This window comes from Moraxella equi, from assembly GCF_002027555.1.
Classification (GTDB): domain Bacteria; phylum Pseudomonadota; class Gammaproteobacteria; order Pseudomonadales; family Moraxellaceae; genus Moraxella; species Moraxella equi.
This window is the reverse complement of the sequence record NZ_MXAP01000011.1, coordinates 1-17,129: the sequence shown is the minus strand read 5'-3', so window position 1 is coordinate 17,129 and position 17,129 is coordinate 1. Positions and strand designations below refer to the sequence as shown.

The following is a 17,129-nucleotide window of genomic DNA, read 5'->3' as shown; positions in this document are numbered from 1 at the left end:
AGGGATACAGTTGCTACAAATTGGTAATTAATAATGAAACAATACCTAGAACTCCTATCCCATATTCTAAACAATGGCGATGATAAAGAAGACCGTACAGGCACAGGCACTCGTAGCGTATTTGGCTATCAAATGCGGTTTAATTTGGCGGACGGCTTTCCCCTGCTCACCACAAAAAAAGTGCATATGAAATCCATTATTTATGAGCTTTTATGGTTTATTAAAGGCGATACCAATGTCAAATATCTGCAAGACAATGGCGTAACCATTTGGGACGAATGGGCAACGGCAGAGCAAACCGCCCGTTTTGGACGACAAGCGGGCGATTTGGGGGCGGTGTATGGTCATCAATGGCGTAATTTTGGGGCAACCAAAAACGCTGACGGCTCGTATCAGGCGGACGGCTTTGACCAACTGTCTTGGCTGATTAACGAAATCAAAACCAACCCCAATTCTCGCCGTTTGATTATTTCTGGCTGGAATCCGATTGAAGCAGGACAAGTTGCCTTACCGCCTTGCCATACTTTATTTCAATTTTTTGTGGTGAATAATAAACTCTCTTGCCAACTGTATCAACGCTCGGCAGATGTATTTTTGGGCGTGCCGTTTAATATTGCAAGCTATGCCCTTTTAACGCATATGATTGCCCAAGTGTGTGATTTAGAAGTGGGCGAATTTATATGGACAGGGGGCGATACGCATTTATATCATAACCATTTTGAACAAGCAAAATTGCAATTAACCCGTGAGCCGTTACCACTTTGTCAGTTAGAGTTAAATCCTGATGTTAAAGATTTATTTGAATTTGACTTTGATGATATTAACATTGTAAATTATCAATCGCACGAGAGAATTAAGGCGGATGTGGCGGTGTGATAAAATACCACGCATCAAATATCGCCCCATTGCCATCATTGCCCTACTAATCTCAGCAGTTAGTTTGTTTTTTGTTACTGCTGAGAATTTATGTTTTGATTATTTTTCATCAGGACATATAATGAAAATTAGTGAAATTTACAGTTCTGGAAATGATGACGGCATAGCATTCACCTTATTAGCACTTGTTGGGCTGTTATTTGTTGTGATATTTAGCTTTTGCAAAAATAAAATTATTTATGTTATTTTTGCTATGACTTACCTGCTTGTCAGCACCCTCATAAGCTGGTGGACAGAAAGCAACAGTTTTACCAATTTATTGTATACATCTATTTATCATTGTCAAAATAATTACTTACTTATTTTTGTGCTTGGACAGGTATTATTTTGGTTACTAAGCATTTGTTTTATCAAAAATAGCAATGATGTTTATGAATAACTCAAAAGATGAGAGACTAAGATGAGCCTATCCAATCTAAAAAATCAGTTACTTCAAAAAAATATTCAAATCGTCCATGTGGTCGCCAAAGACCGTCAAAACTGTATCGGCAAGGATAATAATTTGGCTTGGCATATCCCCGAAGATTTAAAGCATTTTAAAGAAATTACCACAGGGGGCGTGATTGTCATGGGACGAAAAACCTTCCAGTCGCTCGGTCGCCCCCTGCCCAATCGCACGCACCACGTCATCACAAAAGATACGACATGGACGGCGGACGGTGTGGCGGTCGCTCATGACTTGCCAACCGCTATCGACAGCGCTAAGACGGACGCGGTGCGACTGGGCAAGGATAGGATTTTTATCATTGGTGGGGGCGAGATTTACCGCCAAAGCCTAGATATGGCGGACATTTTGGAAATCACCGAAGTGGATTTGGACGTGCAAGGTGACACGCATTATCCTACCATTACAGACGATTTTTGTGAAGTGTGGCGGTCAGATAGACAAACAGACGATAAGAGCGGAATTGGGTTTGAGTTTGTGCGGTATGAAAAATCGGCATGATTCTTGCATGGTTATTGCGTGATTATTGATGGTTTTCATTTTTCCATTTTAACAAGGTATTTTTATGAAACATCTTAGCCTACTTGCCCTATTGGCATTCGCCCTAACTGGCTGTAACGCCATGACCGCCACTGCCGACAAAGCGATGAACAAACAAAGCTCATTTTCCCAAGAGCCTAGCACTCGCTATCCAACCGTTGATGAACAAAAAGACAGCGAGCAAGCCGAGTTCGGTCAGCAGACATTTGAATGATACTAAAAATCCCCAATCATGGGGATTTTTTATGCCATACTAGGACGTGCCTGCCTTTTGTATTTGCAATGAAAAATGCCCGTTTAAAAAAGCAGGGGAATCGCCCATTTTTCAAGGAAAAATTGAAGTTTGATAGTTATTCTGTCAAACAAGCTTTTATTATGAAAAACAATCCAACCACTTAACTGGGTAAATTTTTAAGAATTTTAACCTAATTTTTAAATTAGGTGGTCGGATAGCCATTTTTCATGCAAAAACATTGTTTTATTTCTAAAACATTTCTATGTTTTAAATTGTGTTATAAAGGTTAGGCACGCCCTAGAACTTAACGGTGGCACTTAGGCTAAAATTACGCCCCATTTGTGGCACAAAGGGCAAAAATGAGTTATGGATATACACTTTCTCATCAAGCACGTTATTGGCTCGCAAAGATAGGGTGTAGTCTACGTTGCCCCAGTGGTTGTGATAGTCCAAGCCGAGATTGAGCAGGTTATAACCCTTAGTAACATTCTCGGTGATGGTGCGTGCCTGCATGGTAAGTGGATTTTCGGAATTATTATAGGACATTCCCTCATGTTTAGGCTTAATGGCAATGGTGGATGTAGAGACCTTATTTTGCTCAAAGACATGGCTGTATTCGGCATTGGCAGACCATTTATCACCAAAATAACCTTGCCAACGCATACCCAATCGCATGGGCGGTACTCGTGGAGCATTGGTGGCAGGACGTTCTAGCCAGTCGTAGTCATCTTCGTTTGGGGTGGTTGTGCCGTTTTTATAGACATTAATGGTACGACTACATTCATTATCAGGATCAATTTGACCCCATTCTTCGGGCGTCTTATCAGCACAAGTTAGACTACTTGTACCATCTTTATCATAGAAACCATCTTCTGTAACTTGCATTTCTTTGATATCATCATCAAAATACACCCATTTCCTGCCCGAATGCAACAATTTACCTTTGACAGGGGCTAGACTGCCAATCTTGCCACGCACCATGTCGCCAAACAACGTGATGTCATGGTCAGGACTGGCATGGAAAGTCATCTCGCCTTCTAGTCCGTAGAATTTGGCGGTGGTTTGGTTATAACGGCGGATATATAGATTGCCTGCTTTGACAATATTTTCATTAAAAATATAATTGTCAAAATCACTATAATAAGCACTGCCCTTATAGCTAAACTTATCGCCTGTATGGCTAAGAGCTAACTCGTAGTTGTCCGACTTTTCTTTGGTTAGGTCTTTATTGCCGTACTCAAATGAGTTGGTCGCCAAATGTTTGCCACTAAAATACAGCTCCATCGGGGCAGGCAAGCGTTCATTATGCGAATAAGTCGCAGACAGACGGTAATCGGGGGCGAACTCCCAATGTGCCGTACCTGCATAGGATACCGCACTTTGGGCGTAGGGCGACAAGTCAGGGTGGCGTGGCGTACGTGCGACAATGACCGCTCCTTGTTTGTAGCGTTCTAGCTTATCCGCCAACAGTTCGTGGTCGTACTCGACAGGTGTTTTTTGGCGTTCATACCGCACTGCCCCTTCTAGGGTGAGATTGCCTTTATTAAAACTCTCTAAGGCAAATACGCTAAAATTCTTGTTGGTGTGTGGTACAAGCAAATAGCGTGGGTCTGCCTTTGATGTGTCGCCATAGCTAGGTAGATAAGGAATAACGGCACTTGCCTTTTGGGTTTGGTATTGTACACCTGCCATACCCTTTAATGTACCACCAAATAGCGATGCAGGCGAATGATAACCCTCTAGACGTGAATTAAAGCCTTTGTTTTTAAAAATAGCTGCTGGATGCCCACGATCAGCGATCGCTTTGCTTTGTTTTTCTTCATCGGTTTTTGCATCAATGCCTGTTTTGCGAGTGGGGTTGCCAGGGTCTTTTTCGTCATGAAAATAATCAGCATAAGTCAGCGATAGTCGCACTTTATCCATGCCACGCACAGGGTTATTTAGCTCACCACGCAAATCATAGCGGTCGGTTTTCATGTCCACCCATGGGCCTGAATGGTTGTGGTCGTGGTCAAAGCCAAGGGGCTTGTCATGGCTATGTCCATGCTCTTCGCCATTGTCCGCCACTTTACAACCGTCAAAATGCGGGGTATCCACAATGTCTTCATCATCCATAAGATGTGGATAAGCATTCAAATAATAACGCCCTGCCACCGCCCGCTCAGGATTATCAATAGCACTGATAAAGTCGGCGGTGCAACTGTCATAATGATGGTTATGCCCCGGTATCCCATATTTATCCTGACGGCGACTGTATGACACCCCAATATGCCCTTTATCGCCAATATAAGACACGCCCACCGTGCCAACGGTCGATTTATTATGGCTGTCAGGCAAGTAGTCTAGCATGACATCAGACTGAAATCCTGGGACTTTATAATCATCAGCACGGCGGGTCAGTCCTTCGACTCGCACCGCCACGTTTTGCCCCACGCCCATGTTAAGACTGGCTGTGGCAACCCTCTCGTTACTGCCTGTGTTATAGCGTAACAACGTCTCGCCTTCGATGTTGTCCTTGATGTTACCCTGTGGCATACGGCTAGGAATCCGCTCGTCAACGACATTCACCACGCCTGCCTGCGACGCTGTGCCATACAGGAGCGTACCTGCTCCACGCACCACCTCTACACGACTTGCCAATAATGTATCAGCGGCGACCACATGGTCGGGTGATAATGATGACATATCAATGACGTCCGTGCCGTTTTGCAGAATCTTCACTCGCACCCCGTCCTGTCCACGAATGATAGGCTTACTCGCCCCACCGCCAAAGGGGTTAGAGTGAATACCCAGCTCGCCTGCTAGGGCATTACCCAGCGTTGCCGAGCGGTGTTTGAGTTTATCACGCCCCACCGTCATCTGCGTGCCGATAGACGGACGGTCAATATAAATGGTCTCATCAGCAAGCACCACCGTCGGCTCATCGCTCTGCGATTCATCGGCATAAGCAAGCTGAGTACTAAGGGCAACCGCCACCGCAAGGCATAAGGGGGTTTTGCTTGGGCGTTTGGGTATTTGATGATTGATTAAATGATGACTGGATTGTTTTAACACAATCTTACTCCTGTTTACATTACAATTAAAATAGAAACATTATAACATAACTAAGATAAATTGAAATATTATAACATGACAAAATAATCATCATTTAACAAAAAAAAGAGCGTCTATGATAGACACTCTTTTACTTTTAAAATAAAACGGCTTTTACACGCTACTGCTGTGTATCGCTCTTATTTTGGGTTGGGCTTGGATTTTGGCTGTCGCTTTGGGCTTGCTCGGCTTGTCTTTGGTCAATCTCCGCCATGCTTGTGGCAGGGATAAATTGCCCGTTATTGACGTCCGTTCCCCGTTCGGCGTGTTCGGCTTTTAGCGATTTGGCGACTTCGGGGGGCATATAGTTCTCATCATGCTTGGCAAGCACTTCACTGGCGACAAACGTCCCACCCTGCAACTCGCCTGTTGCCACTACCCCTGAATTTTCGGCAAACAAATCAGGCAATACACCCCGATACGTCATTGGTACAACCGCTTTATAATCGGTGATTTGAAATTGGATATTTAACGGGTCATTGGGGTCTCGCTTGACCGAGCCTGCCACCACCATGCCCCCTGCACGGATACGCTTATTCTCAGGGGCTTTACCAGCAGTAATGGCGGTCGGGTCAAAATAATAATCCGTCTGCTGACGAATGGCGTACAAAATGAGCCCCACCGCCACTGCCACACCCACCAGCATGGCGATGACCCACATGAGCTTTTTTTGGCGTGCATTATTCATAACTTAACCCTTTGCCAGTGCTTGGCGTTGTTTGTTGGTGAGTTTTTTGGTCTGGGTGGACAGTTTGGCAATGGTCTTGGTGCGTTCGCTTTTGGCATACCAAATCATAAGCAGTATCGCCCCAAACACTAAGGCATAACACGTCCACACATAAGCACCATGACCATTCATGTGGATAAAGTCTGCTAAATTTTGAAAATACGGTGTCATTGCTTGCCCCTTTTGAGCTGGCTATTTTTTAGCATTTAGGTAGTTGGCTACCCATGCTTTGTTGTGTTCACGTTGTAAAATCAAGGAATTGGTGCGATAAATGGCAAGAGCTGCCACCATAAAATACATACCGAGCATCATAATGAGCAGTGGCACCCACATACTGGCGGACATTTTTGGGGCGTTGGTTACGGTAAACGTCGCCCCTTGATGTAGGGTATTCCACCACTCTACCGAGTATTTGATAATCGGCAGATTGACCGCCCCAACAATGGATAAAATCGCCGCTGCCTTACCCCGATTTTGGCTATGCTCAAAAGCACTAAACAGTGCCATGACCCCTGCATACAAAAACGCCAAAATCAGCATTGATGTCAAACGTGCGTCCCACACCCAGTACGTCCCCCATGTCGGTTTCGCCCAAATCGAGCCTGTCAAGAGACTTAGCACACAGCAGATAAAGCCAATCGGGGCGACCGCTTGGGCGACAATATTGGCGGTTTTGATTTTCCACACCAAAAAAATGACCCCAAGCACGCTCATGGCAAAATAAATACTCATGGCAAGGCTGGCGGTCGGCACATGGATAAAAATAATGCGATAACTGTTGCCCTGCAAATAATCAGGCGGAGCGAACATGAGTCCCCACACCGTGCCAATGCTCATGAGTACAAAGGCAATCAGGGCAAGCCACTTGACCCACGGCGAGAAAATCTTAAAAAATCGCTCTGTGCCAACGGTCGTCAAAAAACCCTGCCAAAGACGATTAAAAAATCCTGAATTTTTGGCGGCTGGGGGATTGGCTTTTTGGGCGTTTGGCATGGCTCACCGTAACAATGTCAATGGCAGTAAAATGGTAATGATTAAAATTGAGAATAGGACAATAAATGGCTAATTATAGCATATTTTTGGCGATTGTCAGTAATTGATAAACCACCGACAATGACCGACTTGGTAAAAAATCTGTCAAATTCGCTCATTTATAAAACAAATTTTTCTCATTTTGCCCTTTTTACCCAATTATTTTGAAAAAAATTAAAAATTTTGCCGATTTTGGTAAAAATAATTTGCCTTTTTTATCAGATTTGTTCAAAATATACGATTAACTTTTGATTTTAAAAAATAATCGAGAAATTCATGACTGACCGCCCCATTGCCCTTGATTTACAAGACATTCACAAAAATTATGGCTCGCTTGAAGTCTTAAAAGGCGTCTCTTTGACCGCTTATGACGGCGATGTCATCAGTATCTTAGGGTCATCAGGTTCGGGCAAATCTACCCTGCTTCGCTGTATCAATTTATTAGAAAAGCCCAGTGCTGGCAAGATTTTTGTGGGCAATGAAGAGCTACAACTCACCCCCAAAAAAGGCGAGCTTACCGCCAAAAACCCCAAACAACTTGAAAAACTTCGCTCTGAGATTGGCTTTGTGTTTCAATCATTTAACCTATGGCCACACAAGACCATTTTGGAGAATATCACCGAAGCCCCCATTCATGTGCTGGGCGTGAGCAAGGCAGACGCCATTGCCGAAGGTGAACGCCTGCTTGCCAAAGTGGGACTACTGGACAAAAAAGACGCCTACCCTGACAACCTATCAGGCGGTCAGCGTCAGCGTGTGGCAATCGCCCGTTCGCTTGCCATGAAACCCAAAGTTCTGCTGTTTGATGAACCCACGTCCGCCCTAGACCCAGAGCTTGTTAACGAAGTGCTGGCGGTCATGCGTGAGCTTGCCAGTGAAGGGCGTACCATGCTTATCGTTACCCATGAAATGCGATTTGCCAAAGAAGTCTCAACCAAAGTCGTCTTTTTACATCAAGGGCGAATCGAAGAGATGGGTACGCCAACCGAAGTGTTTGAAAATCCCAAATCCGAGCGTGTCAAAGAATTTATGGCGTCTCATCAATAAAGTAAGCACCCAACCCTTTTACCGACTTTTTATCAACCCCGAACATAAGGATTGTTATGAACGCATTTGCCAAATTCTCCCTAAGCCTACTCACAGCCAGCACCCTAGTTGCCTGTGGGGGTGACAAGCCTACCGATGTACCAAAGGCAGACGCCACCGCCCCACAAGCAGGCGAAGGCAAAAGTCTGATCATCGCCACCGAAGCCAACTACCCACCCTTTAATAACATGACTGCCGATGGTAAAATTATCGGTTTTGATGTGGATGTCATCAATGCCGTCTGTGCCGAGATTAAAGCAAACTGCGACATCGTGGCACAGGACTGGGACGGCTTATTACCCGGTCTTTTGACCAACAAATACGATGCGGTCATCGCTGGTATGTCCATCACGCCCGAACGCCAAGCACAGGTTGATTTCTCTGAGCCGTATTTTAGTAATACCATCGTGTGGCTCTCCAAAACGGACGGCTCATTTGACCCGAGTAACATCAAAAATCTGGTGCTAGGCAGTCAGCGTTCTACCACAGGCGCGGACTACATCACCCAAAAATATGATGGCAAAGACGGCAACCGTGTTCAGCTTTATGACACCTACACCAACTCTTATCTTGACCTAAAAGCAGGGCGAAATCATGCGGTCATGGCAGAGAAAGTCTCGGCAATGGACTGGCTAAAACAAGACAATGACGGCTTTGGACTGGTCGGAGATGAGATTGACAACAACGACAATCTAGGCATTGCCGTGCGTAAAGGCGACGCTCTAAAAGCGGACTTTGATAAAGCACTCGCCACCCTAAAAGCCAATGGCAGACTTGCCGAGCTAGAAAAACAGCACTTTGGCGATACTGCCGAGCCAACACCAAGCGAGACTGCCGAGCCAGCGGTTGTCGAACCTGCTGACACCACCCAAGCAGAGGAGTCTGCTACTGCCGAGCCTGCAAAAAGCGAATAATTTAAAACCACCCACTAACCAAAAGGTTTTATCATGAAAATCAAATACTTAGCCATCGCCTTAACCGCCCTTGCCCTAACTGCCTGCGGGGGCGACAAACCTGCCGATACCACCGCAAACACCGCCACCACTGGCACCAATGACGGCAAAAAAGTACTGATTGCGACCGAATCAAGCTTTAAGCCATTTAGCTATTTGGACAATACAGGCAATCTGGTCGGTTTTGAGATTGACCTTGCCAATGCCCTATGCACCGAGATGAAAGCCGACTGCGACATCGTAGCACAGGACTGGGACAGTCTCATTCCAAGCCTACAAGCCAATAAATCGGATGCCATCATGGCAGGTATGTCTATCACGCCAGAACGCCTAGAAGTGGTGGATTTCTCTGATGCCTACTTTGATAACACGCTTATCCTAGTCGGCAAAAAAGGCGACAACATCACCATTAACGACCTAGCAGGCAAAACCGTGGGCGTACAGCAAGCCACCGTCTCGGGCGAATATCTTGCCAAACATCAGCCTAACGCTACCGTCAAGGCGTATGATAAGCAGGACAACGTCCATCTTGACCTAAGTGCAGGGCGTATTGATTATATGCTTGCCGACTTCGTGCCAGCGTCTGATTGGCTAAAAACCGATGCAGGGGCAAACTTTGAGATTAAGGGCGAGCCGATTGATATTAATGACAAAGTAGGTATTGCCGTGCGTAAAGATGATGCCCTAAAAGGCGAGTTTAACACCGCTTTGGCAAATCTAAAAGCCAGTGGCAAATATGACGAGCTTGTGGCAAAATACTTTGCAATCACTGGGTCTGCCAGTATTCCTAACAACGCTCCCACTCCTGCTGACACGCCTGCCCCTGCTGGCGATACCGAGCCTGTGAGCGAGCCTGCGGACGCAAGCGAGACTGCCGAGCCTACCAAGAAATAATCAACACACAACGCATAGGGTAAGCCCTGTGCGTTTTTGTTTTATCAATCAACTTACTTGACTGACATTTATTAAGGACAATTAATGAAACGTACTGCCTTAGTCGCACTTATTGGCACCCTACTGCTGACCGCCTGTGGGGGCGATAAACCCGCCGATAATACCACCACAACAAGCACCAATAACACCACCCAAACCCTGCGCATTGCCACCGAAGGGGCGTACGCACCCTTTAACTACACCAACAATGACAGCTCTCTAGCAGGATTTGATGTGGACATTGCCAACGCCCTATGTGCCAAAATGGCAGTCACTTGTGAGATTAACGCCCAAGATTGGGACGGTATCATTCCTGCTCTAAAAACGGGTAAATTTGACGCCATCGTCTCTGCCATGAGCGTTACCCTGAACGCTCCGAACAGGTGAGTTTTAGCGAGCCATATTTTGTCAATACTTTGGTTTTTGTTGCCAAAAATGACAACTCCTTTGACCCTGCCAATCCTGACAACATCAAATCCGCCAAAATCTCCGTCCAAGACTCCACCATTTCTAGTCAATGGCTCACCCAAACCTATCCTGATGTCAAGCCAACTCTACATAGCACACTAGTTAATGCCTTTTTAGACTTAGGGGCGAGTCGCTCGGACGTGGTCATCAGCGACAAAATGCCTGCGATGACATGGCTAGGGAGTGAGCTTGGTAAGGATTTTGCGGTAAAAGGCGATGAGATTGACATTAATGACAACTTTGCCATCGCTGTTGATAAGGGTAATGATGAACTGCTTGCCAAATTCAACCAAGCCCTAGCCGACATCAAGGCAGACGGCACTTATGATAAAATCGTCATTGAGCATTTTGGCGAGAGTATGGTTAGTAAATAACTATTCTTTTTGAGTTATTTTAAAAACTTAACACAAATTTACAAAAATTTGGTAAAATAAGCGTTTTATTCTATTTTACCCCTTTGATAAGGTTACCCCTTAACAAAGTAATATAGCCAAAATAGACAAGCAAGCCTTGTCTATTTTTATTGAACAGCCATCAACACAATAACCACAAAGACCGCCACACCATGTTAGAACTCCACGGATACACCGATTTACTTTGGCAAGGCACGATTTTGACCGTCAAATTAGGCGTAACAAGCCTGATTTTCGGCCTGATTTTCGGGCTATTGGGGGCGACTGCCAAGCTCTCTAATATTTGGCTGTTTAAAAGCCTTGCCAACATCTACACAACGGTGGTGCGTGGCATTCCTGAACTCTTGGTAGTCTTTGCCATCTATTTTGGCGGTGACATCATCGTGTCGTTTTTTGCCAAAGAAGTCTTTGGTTATGGCGGGCGGATTGATATTGGCAGTTTTTGGCCAGGTGTGGTCGCCCTATCGGTCATGTTTGGGGCGTATGCCACCGAAGTGTTTCGCATGGCAATCCAAGAAATCCCCAAAGGACAGTGGGAAGCCGCCCAATCACTGGGCATGCGACCTACTCAGACCTTTTTTCGCATTATCCTGCCACAGATGTGGGTGGTTGCCTTACCTGGTTTGGGCAATTTGTTTTTGGTGCTATTAAAGGACACTGCTCTTGTCTCGCTCATCGGGCTTAAAGATTTGATTTATTATTCATCTCGTGCCGCCCAGTCCACCCAAGAACCTTTTACCTTTTATCTTGTGGCGGCTCTTATTTATCTGTGTCTGACAGCAGTCGCCACTGCCTGTATCAGCTTTGGCGAATGGCGAGCCAATCCCGCCAAACGTTACGCCCAAAAATTACTTAAACAAAAACATACGGGGGCAAACGCATGAGCTGGAACTGGCAAGCGATTATCACGCATTTTCCCGAGCTTCTAAAAGCATCCATCACCACCTTGGAGCTTGTGGCATTATCCAGTGTCATCGGGCTGATTTTTGGGGTGATTTTGGCACTGCTTAGACTCTCCAAAAATCCTTTGGTGCAGGTTTTTCCTTTTTTATATATTTTCTTTTTTCGTGGCACGCCCTTATTGGTGCAGGTTTTTCTGATTTATTATGGTCTCGGGCAGTTTAAAGCCATTCAAGAGAGCGTACTGTGGAAGCCTGTGCTTAGTCAAGCCTACTGGTGTGCCATCATCGCCTTTACGCTAAACACCGCCGCTTATGTCGCTGAGATTGTGCGTGGGGCGATACAAGCAGTTCCTCGTGGCGAGCTTGAAGCGGCGGATGCTTTGGGTATGTCGCCTGTACAAAAATTTACCCGCATTACCCTGCCCCGTGCCTTTGGGATTATGATACCTGCATACAGCAACGAAGTGATTTTTATGTTAAAAGGCTCGGCACTGGCAAGCACCATCACAGTCATGGACTTGATGTACACCTCCAAAGTCATCATTGCCAAGACGTACCTGACCTTAGAGATTTATTTTGCTGCAGGTATCATCTATCTGCTTATCTCATGGTTGATATTGGCACTGTTTCGTTTATTTGACCGTTCATTTAATAAGCACAAAAGATACAATCCTGTTCAAAAATAACAAAAACGGCAACTTGGTTTGCCGTTTTTGTTTGTTACAAATACATCCTTAATCCCCAAAAATCTCATGATATTTTGGAAAAATATGCGTCTCTCTACCTTGACCCAAAATGTACGAACTGTAACGCTCCTGCTCTTCAATTTGAGGCAATAAATCATAAGTCTCCCCAAACTTATTTTTGGCACGTTGTAGCCACGCTTGATAAAACTTAGGCTCCCACAGTCGTGAAGGCAACACCATGACCCGCCCTTTGGTATGCTCACTAATAATGATGGGGAAAACAGTATCTGATAACATACCATTTGGCAAGTGCCGTCTATAAAACCATACGCTACTCACCAACAAATCAACATCCCCCAAACTTTTGGGATAAGGCATGCCAAAAACACGGGAATTTTCCTGAGTCAAATGACGAGCATACACAAGCTGATCAGGCTCTCTTGGCGTTACACCTTTTAAGGAATGCAAAGCTTCTCCATAAGCACGCAACTCTTCAAGCGAAGTACGCCCCTTGGGATCAAAAATAATCTCTCCTGCACAGCTGTCTTGCCCTTGTTCAAAAATCTTATGATTTGCCCAGATAACAGATGCCCAAACAATCCTACCTTGCTTGTATAGAGTCGGCATATAATTCAACTGCGTGCCAAGCACATCCTTTAAAAGCCAGTCAGGAGCGATAACCTGCAAATATTCTCTTTGATTTGGTGCCAATCTTTTGATGATATCAAAGGCATTGATGTATGACCTTTCCTCTTCTTTCTTTGCCATCTCTTTTGGTGTGTATAAAGGCAATAAGGAAAGGCTCACCTTATCTGACAGCACAACCAAAGGTTGCTCTTTGGCAGTATTGGCAAAAAAATCATTTTCGTTGACAAAAGCTGTTTGGTATAAGTTAGGAACCGCTTGATTAAGCTCAGCCTCAAGCGATTCGTAAATTGCCAACGAGATGGTTGCTACTAAATGTGGCTGAGATTTTAAAATCTCAGGTAACTCTTCTTCATAAAAATTAATAGGAAAAAAACCAAAATCACCAATTTGTCTTTTTACCCGATATGGCATAAATAATTTCAAATCCAAGGCTGGCTTATGGTAAAGTTTTGCATGAACCATGAGCCCATCAGTCTTACCCATGTCAGTCACAACCAAAACATCACATACACCAACCATGCAGGGTGAATTATCGGGATTTGTTTGTAGCGACCCAGCCAGCCAAACCAAAGGATTGGCATCAGTAATGTCCATGAAGTCACTTTTCTTTAGTGTTGCATCATATTTGAAACAAGATGACACCACGGGCTGACCTTGATAAATACTCAGTAAGGCTCTAGCCAGCATCGTTCCCACCACCTTAAAGGCAGACTGCCAAGGCTTTGGCATTTTTTTAATTAAGCTATGATTTCTGTCATCTCTTTTTTGAACCACCATCGCTGGTGCTGACAGCTTAATCAATTCATAAAATGCCACCAAACTGCTTGGATATTCGGTTTCAATATCAAACAATATGCCATTAATAACCATCATGATAGCATGATGAACATCATTAAAGTTTGCAATGAATTGATACTCAATGCGTCTTGGCAATCCAGGTGGTAATTGGTCTTTTATTTGCTCATAATTAAGCCAAGATAGTGTACTTTTGTATAATTTAGCAAAAGTTGCCCCAACATAAAAATTCAGCAAATACAGTAGCATTTCAAAGTCATGACGCTCCACGTATTCCTTATAATTTTTATGGTTTAGCTGATATTTCCTCTTAATGCCCGCCAATAGGGCGTCGAGATTAATAATGCTTTGAAAAGAGTAGTCAAAATTAATCTGTTTGATTTCACCATAAAAAGCAAATGTCTCATCAATTAATTTCTTATTTTTAAGCCTTGACAAATATAAAAAGGCAACATAATTTGGCTCTAATTGAATACTAACATCCTGGCTTTTAAATATCGTTTCAACCATAGAGTTAATAAAGACACTAAGATGGCTTTTTTGACTCAAGTGATCCTTGAGAGCAAGTAATGGTTGACAAAAAACATGTTCACCAATCTGAGCAATTAGTGAGTTTTCAAAAACAGGTTTAAGAGCAACTTTTGTGCCATAAGACTGATTTCTGTCCTCAATGGCAATTTGAGCTTCCTCGTAAGTAAACCAAGTAATTTTTTCATGAGTTCGTCGTGCCAAATATTCTCCCAAATAAGCTGTCAAGGTCAGTGATAACAGCCTAAATGTTTTTTTGGTAGACAATGAATCAAAATCATATTTCTTGGAAAGATCATCCAAAAAATCTGCTATTTGACCGATGCTTTGTTCTTCATAATCAAAAGATATGGGTGCAATAAAACTATAAAATGCATTACCCTTAGGTGGTTCTTGAAGGTAGTGCAGTAATGTTGCCACCTGTGCATTTGTGCTATTATTTGTCATGGTTTATTAAACTTATTTAAAAATAGAAATTTCGGCAAATTATACCATGAAGAATGATAAGTTTTAACACGCTACACCACAGACTTGCCATAAAATAAAAACATCAGCACCTCAAAACCCTTATGTTTCATAGGATGGGCGATTTAGGGCATGCCTACCATTGATAATATTTTTATAAAATAAGATAAAAACTTAACACTTTAAATCAATTTTGCATGAAAAATATGCAACCCCCCTGATTTTCTAAACAGGTGTTTGCATTACAACATTGCAAGTACCAAAGGCAGGCACGCCCTCAAAGTCTAATAATTTATCATGGCAATCCCAAGCATTTTATATAAAACAATCATTAACTAAATTTGAAATAGATAGGCAGATGAATGCCTAAAAACATCCATTCACCTCACTCCACCCCCATCAAAACCTTGTCGTAAACCCAAGATTCACTCGACTGCTGTCTGTGTGTTCACTGCCAGCATAGTCATAGCTTAGACCAAGTGAGCTGTTTTGACCGATTTTTTGGTTTAGACCGATGGTTGCTTTGTACTTGTCTTTGCCAGTATCCCATCCATTAAAACGAAGTGCGGTATCGGTGCCAGTATAGAGCGTATCTAATGTGGCATCACGGTTTACTGCTTCATGGAAAGATACTCCACCATAGACTTGTAGATTTGGGGTCAGCTCATAATTGGCATTGACACCCACACCCAGTTGTAGCTGTTTCACATCAAGACCTGTGATGGTGTTAATACCGTCATTGATGACCGCATCATCATGGTCGTACTGATGGTAGTTGGCAGACAGATAAGGATTCAATGTTAATTTTGGACTGACTTTGGCATGCTTGCCAATTTGTAGACCCATACCCAACACTTTACCATCTAGCTGCACTTTGTCATTTTGACCATGGCGAGTTGCTTTGGCTTCCACTTTAGAGCCTTTGACAAAGCCTGACAAATAGTTATTTTCTGTCAATTCTTTGGAGGCACCTAAGGTCACACCCATCATTTTGCTGTCAGTTTTGTTGCTGATGCCATAAACATTTTCTGTGGCATCAAGCTGACTGCTGTTAAATTCGGCACCCAGTTTTACCCCGCCAAGCTCAGCACCAATACCAAAGGCCTGATGTGTTGCTTTACGCTCACTGGTGGCATGAGCTTGGTTGAGTTGATAGTCTTGATAAGAAGCATCTGCCCACACTTCGCCATGTTTGATGGTGCTTAGGCGATTGGCGAATGTATTAGAAGCATCAGCACTGCTTTCGATGGCATTAACCGTACTGTTAACATAGAACGTTGGGTCAAGTTTATACAATTCACTGTTTGTTGCTTTTACAGACAAGACAGGGTCGGCCATGCTCGTGGCAGTCTCATTCATGTTAGCAAAGGCGTTAAAGACATTGCCTGCAAAGGCTTTTTCTTCACCAGAGAGTCCTGCTGATTCTTGTTTTTTGTCAAGATCTGCCAACACTTTATCCAAGTTACTTGCCACGCTGTGACCGCTTTGGGTAAGACCGACACCATTAACAACCTCTGCTGCCTTCTTACGACGAGCATGCACTTGAACATCTTCACTGCTAGACGTGTTAGAAATTACATTGCCGTTGTCATCAAGCTCTTTGGTAACTTCCACGTTGGTAACTTCAAAGAGTTTATTACTTGAGCCATGGCTAGCAAAATTACCATCAATGCCTTTTTTGCCACGCAATACTGTGGTTCTGCTACCAGACTCGGTAATGATACCATCTTTGGTTTCACCAGTTAGGTCAAGTTTACCACCTAAGGTTACTTTACCATTGACAGTCATCATGTTACCAAACTTAGCCTTAAAGCCTGAGTTTTCTTTGTTGGTTTCGCTGATGTTCATGGTGTAGTCACCATCTACAGTCAGATTGCCTTCGTTGTTAACAAAACCGCCTGTTTGAGTGATGGAAGCAAGTGTGCCATAACCTGTCAGTTCACCTGATTTGACTTTAAAGGCAGAGACACCGTTGTTACCGTTGATTTCTAAAATACCACCATCAACAATAGAATCGCCTTTATAGCTGTTATTACCAGTAAAGACAAGCTTACCCTCACCTTTTTTGGTGAAGCCTTTATCACCTTTTAGGTCATTATAGAAAACAGATTCAGGAGTACCATCTGTATCTAGCACCACATCATCCCAATAAAAACCGCCATAACCTTTGGTGGCTGCTTCAGGGTCAAGAAGACCCCAGCCACTCTCCCAGGTGATGTTTTTACCGTTGTGGTTTTTGATGAT

At 43.8% G+C, this 17,129-nt stretch carries 16 protein-coding genes and 1 pseudogene; 11 read left to right on the top strand and 6 right to left on the bottom strand.

Translation table 11 applies throughout. From position 1 onward, the window contains the following. The first annotated feature begins 33 nt into the window (after window positions 1-33). The 5 genes from B5J93_RS00965 (at window position 34) to B5J93_RS13715 (ending at window position 2,320) form a co-directional block, all read left to right on the top strand. Window positions 34-876: a thymidylate synthase gene (locus B5J93_RS00965; protein ID WP_079324001.1), complete on the top strand. Its 843-nt coding sequence runs from the start codon at window positions 34-36 to the stop codon at window positions 874-876. A 121-nt stretch (window positions 877-997) separates the two neighbouring features. Beyond that, the gene (locus B5J93_RS00960) at window positions 998-1,315 is read left to right on the top strand and encodes a hypothetical protein (protein WP_115237226.1); all 318 of its coding nucleotides are present in this window, start codon (window positions 998-1,000) and stop codon (window positions 1,313-1,315) included. A gap of 21 nt (window positions 1,316-1,336) precedes the next feature. After that, window positions 1,337-1,882: a dihydrofolate reductase gene (locus tag B5J93_RS00955; RefSeq protein WP_079323999.1), complete on the top strand. Its 546-nt coding sequence runs from the start codon at window positions 1,337-1,339 to the stop codon at window positions 1,880-1,882. 64 nt (window positions 1,883-1,946) lie between these two features. Next, window positions 1,947-2,135, top strand: a complete 189-nt coding sequence (locus tag B5J93_RS00950; protein ID WP_029102342.1) for a hypothetical protein — start codon at window positions 1,947-1,949, stop codon at window positions 2,133-2,135. Then, window positions 2,132-2,320 (top strand): hypothetical protein, encoded by a 189-nt coding sequence (locus B5J93_RS13715; protein WP_079323998.1) that lies wholly within the window; start codon window positions 2,132-2,134, stop codon window positions 2,318-2,320. Before B5J93_RS00950 ends, B5J93_RS13715 begins: the two co-directional genes overlap by 4 nt. Window positions 2,321-2,453: 133 nt before the next feature. Here the strand turns inward: B5J93_RS13715 and B5J93_RS00940 are convergent, their stop codons facing one another. From B5J93_RS00940 to B5J93_RS00925, 4 genes are all read right to left on the bottom strand, one after another. Continuing rightward, on the bottom strand, window positions 2,454-5,210 hold the full coding sequence (locus B5J93_RS00940) for a TonB-dependent receptor (protein WP_228144824.1): 2,757 nt from the start codon (window positions 5,208-5,210) through the stop codon (window positions 2,454-2,456). A 160-nt stretch (window positions 5,211-5,370) separates the two neighbouring features. Beyond that, a complete protein-coding gene (gene ccmE, locus B5J93_RS00935) occupies window positions 5,371-5,937 on the bottom strand; it encodes a cytochrome c maturation protein CcmE (protein WP_079323997.1) in 567 nt (188 codons plus the stop codon). A gap of 3 nt (window positions 5,938-5,940) precedes the next feature. Next, a complete protein-coding gene (ccmD, locus tag B5J93_RS00930) occupies window positions 5,941-6,147 on the bottom strand; it encodes a heme exporter protein CcmD (RefSeq protein ID WP_079323996.1) in 207 nt (68 codons plus the stop codon). A gap of 21 nt (window positions 6,148-6,168) precedes the next feature. Beyond that, the gene (locus B5J93_RS00925) at window positions 6,169-6,969 is read right to left on the bottom strand and encodes a heme ABC transporter permease (protein ID WP_079323995.1); all 801 of its coding nucleotides are present in this window, start codon (window positions 6,967-6,969) and stop codon (window positions 6,169-6,171) included. Between the two features lie 315 nt (window positions 6,970-7,284). On the opposite strand from B5J93_RS00925, the gene B5J93_RS00920 reads away from it, so the two are divergent. From B5J93_RS00920 to B5J93_RS00895, 6 genes and pseudogenes are all read left to right on the top strand, one after another. After that, complete coding sequence (locus B5J93_RS00920) at window positions 7,285-8,055, top strand: ABC transporter ATP-binding protein (protein WP_078273942.1); 771 nt, start codon at window positions 7,285-7,287, stop codon at window positions 8,053-8,055. 56 nt (window positions 8,056-8,111) lie between these two features. Further along, entirely contained in the window at window positions 8,112-9,008 is an 897-nt protein-coding gene (locus B5J93_RS00915) for a transporter substrate-binding domain-containing protein (RefSeq protein WP_079323994.1), read from the top strand. A gap of 33 nt (window positions 9,009-9,041) precedes the next feature. Next, the gene (locus tag B5J93_RS00910; RefSeq protein ID WP_079323993.1) at window positions 9,042-9,941 is read left to right on the top strand and encodes a transporter substrate-binding domain-containing protein; all 900 of its coding nucleotides are present in this window, start codon (window positions 9,042-9,044) and stop codon (window positions 9,939-9,941) included. Between the two features lie 84 nt (window positions 9,942-10,025). Next, a pseudogene (locus B5J93_RS00905) lies at window positions 10,026-10,822 on the top strand (transporter substrate-binding domain-containing protein). Between the two features lie 191 nt (window positions 10,823-11,013). Further along, window positions 11,014-11,745 (top strand): ABC transporter permease, encoded by a 732-nt coding sequence (locus B5J93_RS00900; protein WP_079323992.1) that lies wholly within the window; start codon window positions 11,014-11,016, stop codon window positions 11,743-11,745. Continuing rightward, the gene (locus tag B5J93_RS00895; RefSeq protein WP_079323991.1) at window positions 11,742-12,449 is read left to right on the top strand and encodes an ABC transporter permease; all 708 of its coding nucleotides are present in this window, start codon (window positions 11,742-11,744) and stop codon (window positions 12,447-12,449) included. Before B5J93_RS00900 ends, B5J93_RS00895 begins: the two co-directional genes overlap by 4 nt. A gap of 48 nt (window positions 12,450-12,497) precedes the next feature. Here B5J93_RS00895 and B5J93_RS00890 read toward each other — a convergent pair whose 3' ends face one another. Further along, window positions 12,498-14,867, bottom strand: coding sequence for a hypothetical protein (locus B5J93_RS00890; RefSeq protein ID WP_079323990.1), 2,370 nt, complete (start codon window positions 14,865-14,867; stop codon window positions 12,498-12,500). 417 nt (window positions 14,868-15,284) lie between these two features. Then, a partial coding sequence (locus tag B5J93_RS00885) for an autotransporter outer membrane beta-barrel domain-containing protein (protein ID WP_143823462.1) occupies window positions 15,285-17,129 on the bottom strand: 1,845 nt, incomplete at its 5' end.

Coding starts and splice junctions, on each gene's coding strand:
- B5J93_RS00965 (WP_079324001.1), top strand. CDS start 34: ATGAAACAATACCTAGAACTCCTATCCCATATTCTAAACAATGGCGAT.
- B5J93_RS00915 (WP_079323994.1), top strand. CDS start 8,112: ATGAACGCATTTGCCAAATTCTCCCTAAGCCTACTCACAGCCAGCACC.
- B5J93_RS13715 (WP_079323998.1), top strand. CDS start 2,132: ATGATACTAAAAATCCCCAATCATGGGGATTTTTTATGCCATACTAGG.
- B5J93_RS00920 (WP_078273942.1), top strand. CDS start 7,285: ATGACTGACCGCCCCATTGCCCTTGATTTACAAGACATTCACAAAAAT.
- B5J93_RS00950 (WP_029102342.1), top strand. CDS start 1,947: ATGAAACATCTTAGCCTACTTGCCCTATTGGCATTCGCCCTAACTGGC.
- B5J93_RS00890 (WP_079323990.1), bottom strand. CDS start 14,867: ATGACAAATAATAGCACAAATGCACAGGTGGCAACATTACTGCACTAC.
- B5J93_RS00960 (WP_115237226.1), top strand. CDS start 998: ATGAAAATTAGTGAAATTTACAGTTCTGGAAATGATGACGGCATAGCA.
- ccmE (WP_079323997.1), bottom strand. CDS start 5,937: ATGAATAATGCACGCCAAAAAAAGCTCATGTGGGTCATCGCCATGCTG.
- B5J93_RS00925 (WP_079323995.1), bottom strand. CDS start 6,969: ATGCCAAACGCCCAAAAAGCCAATCCCCCAGCCGCCAAAAATTCAGGA.
- B5J93_RS00955 (WP_079323999.1), top strand. CDS start 1,337: ATGAGCCTATCCAATCTAAAAAATCAGTTACTTCAAAAAAATATTCAA.
- ccmD (WP_079323996.1), bottom strand. CDS start 6,147: ATGACACCGTATTTTCAAAATTTAGCAGACTTTATCCACATGAATGGT.
- B5J93_RS00900 (WP_079323992.1), top strand. CDS start 11,014: ATGTTAGAACTCCACGGATACACCGATTTACTTTGGCAAGGCACGATT.
- B5J93_RS00895 (WP_079323991.1), top strand. CDS start 11,742: ATGAGCTGGAACTGGCAAGCGATTATCACGCATTTTCCCGAGCTTCTA.
- B5J93_RS00910 (WP_079323993.1), top strand. CDS start 9,042: ATGAAAATCAAATACTTAGCCATCGCCTTAACCGCCCTTGCCCTAACT.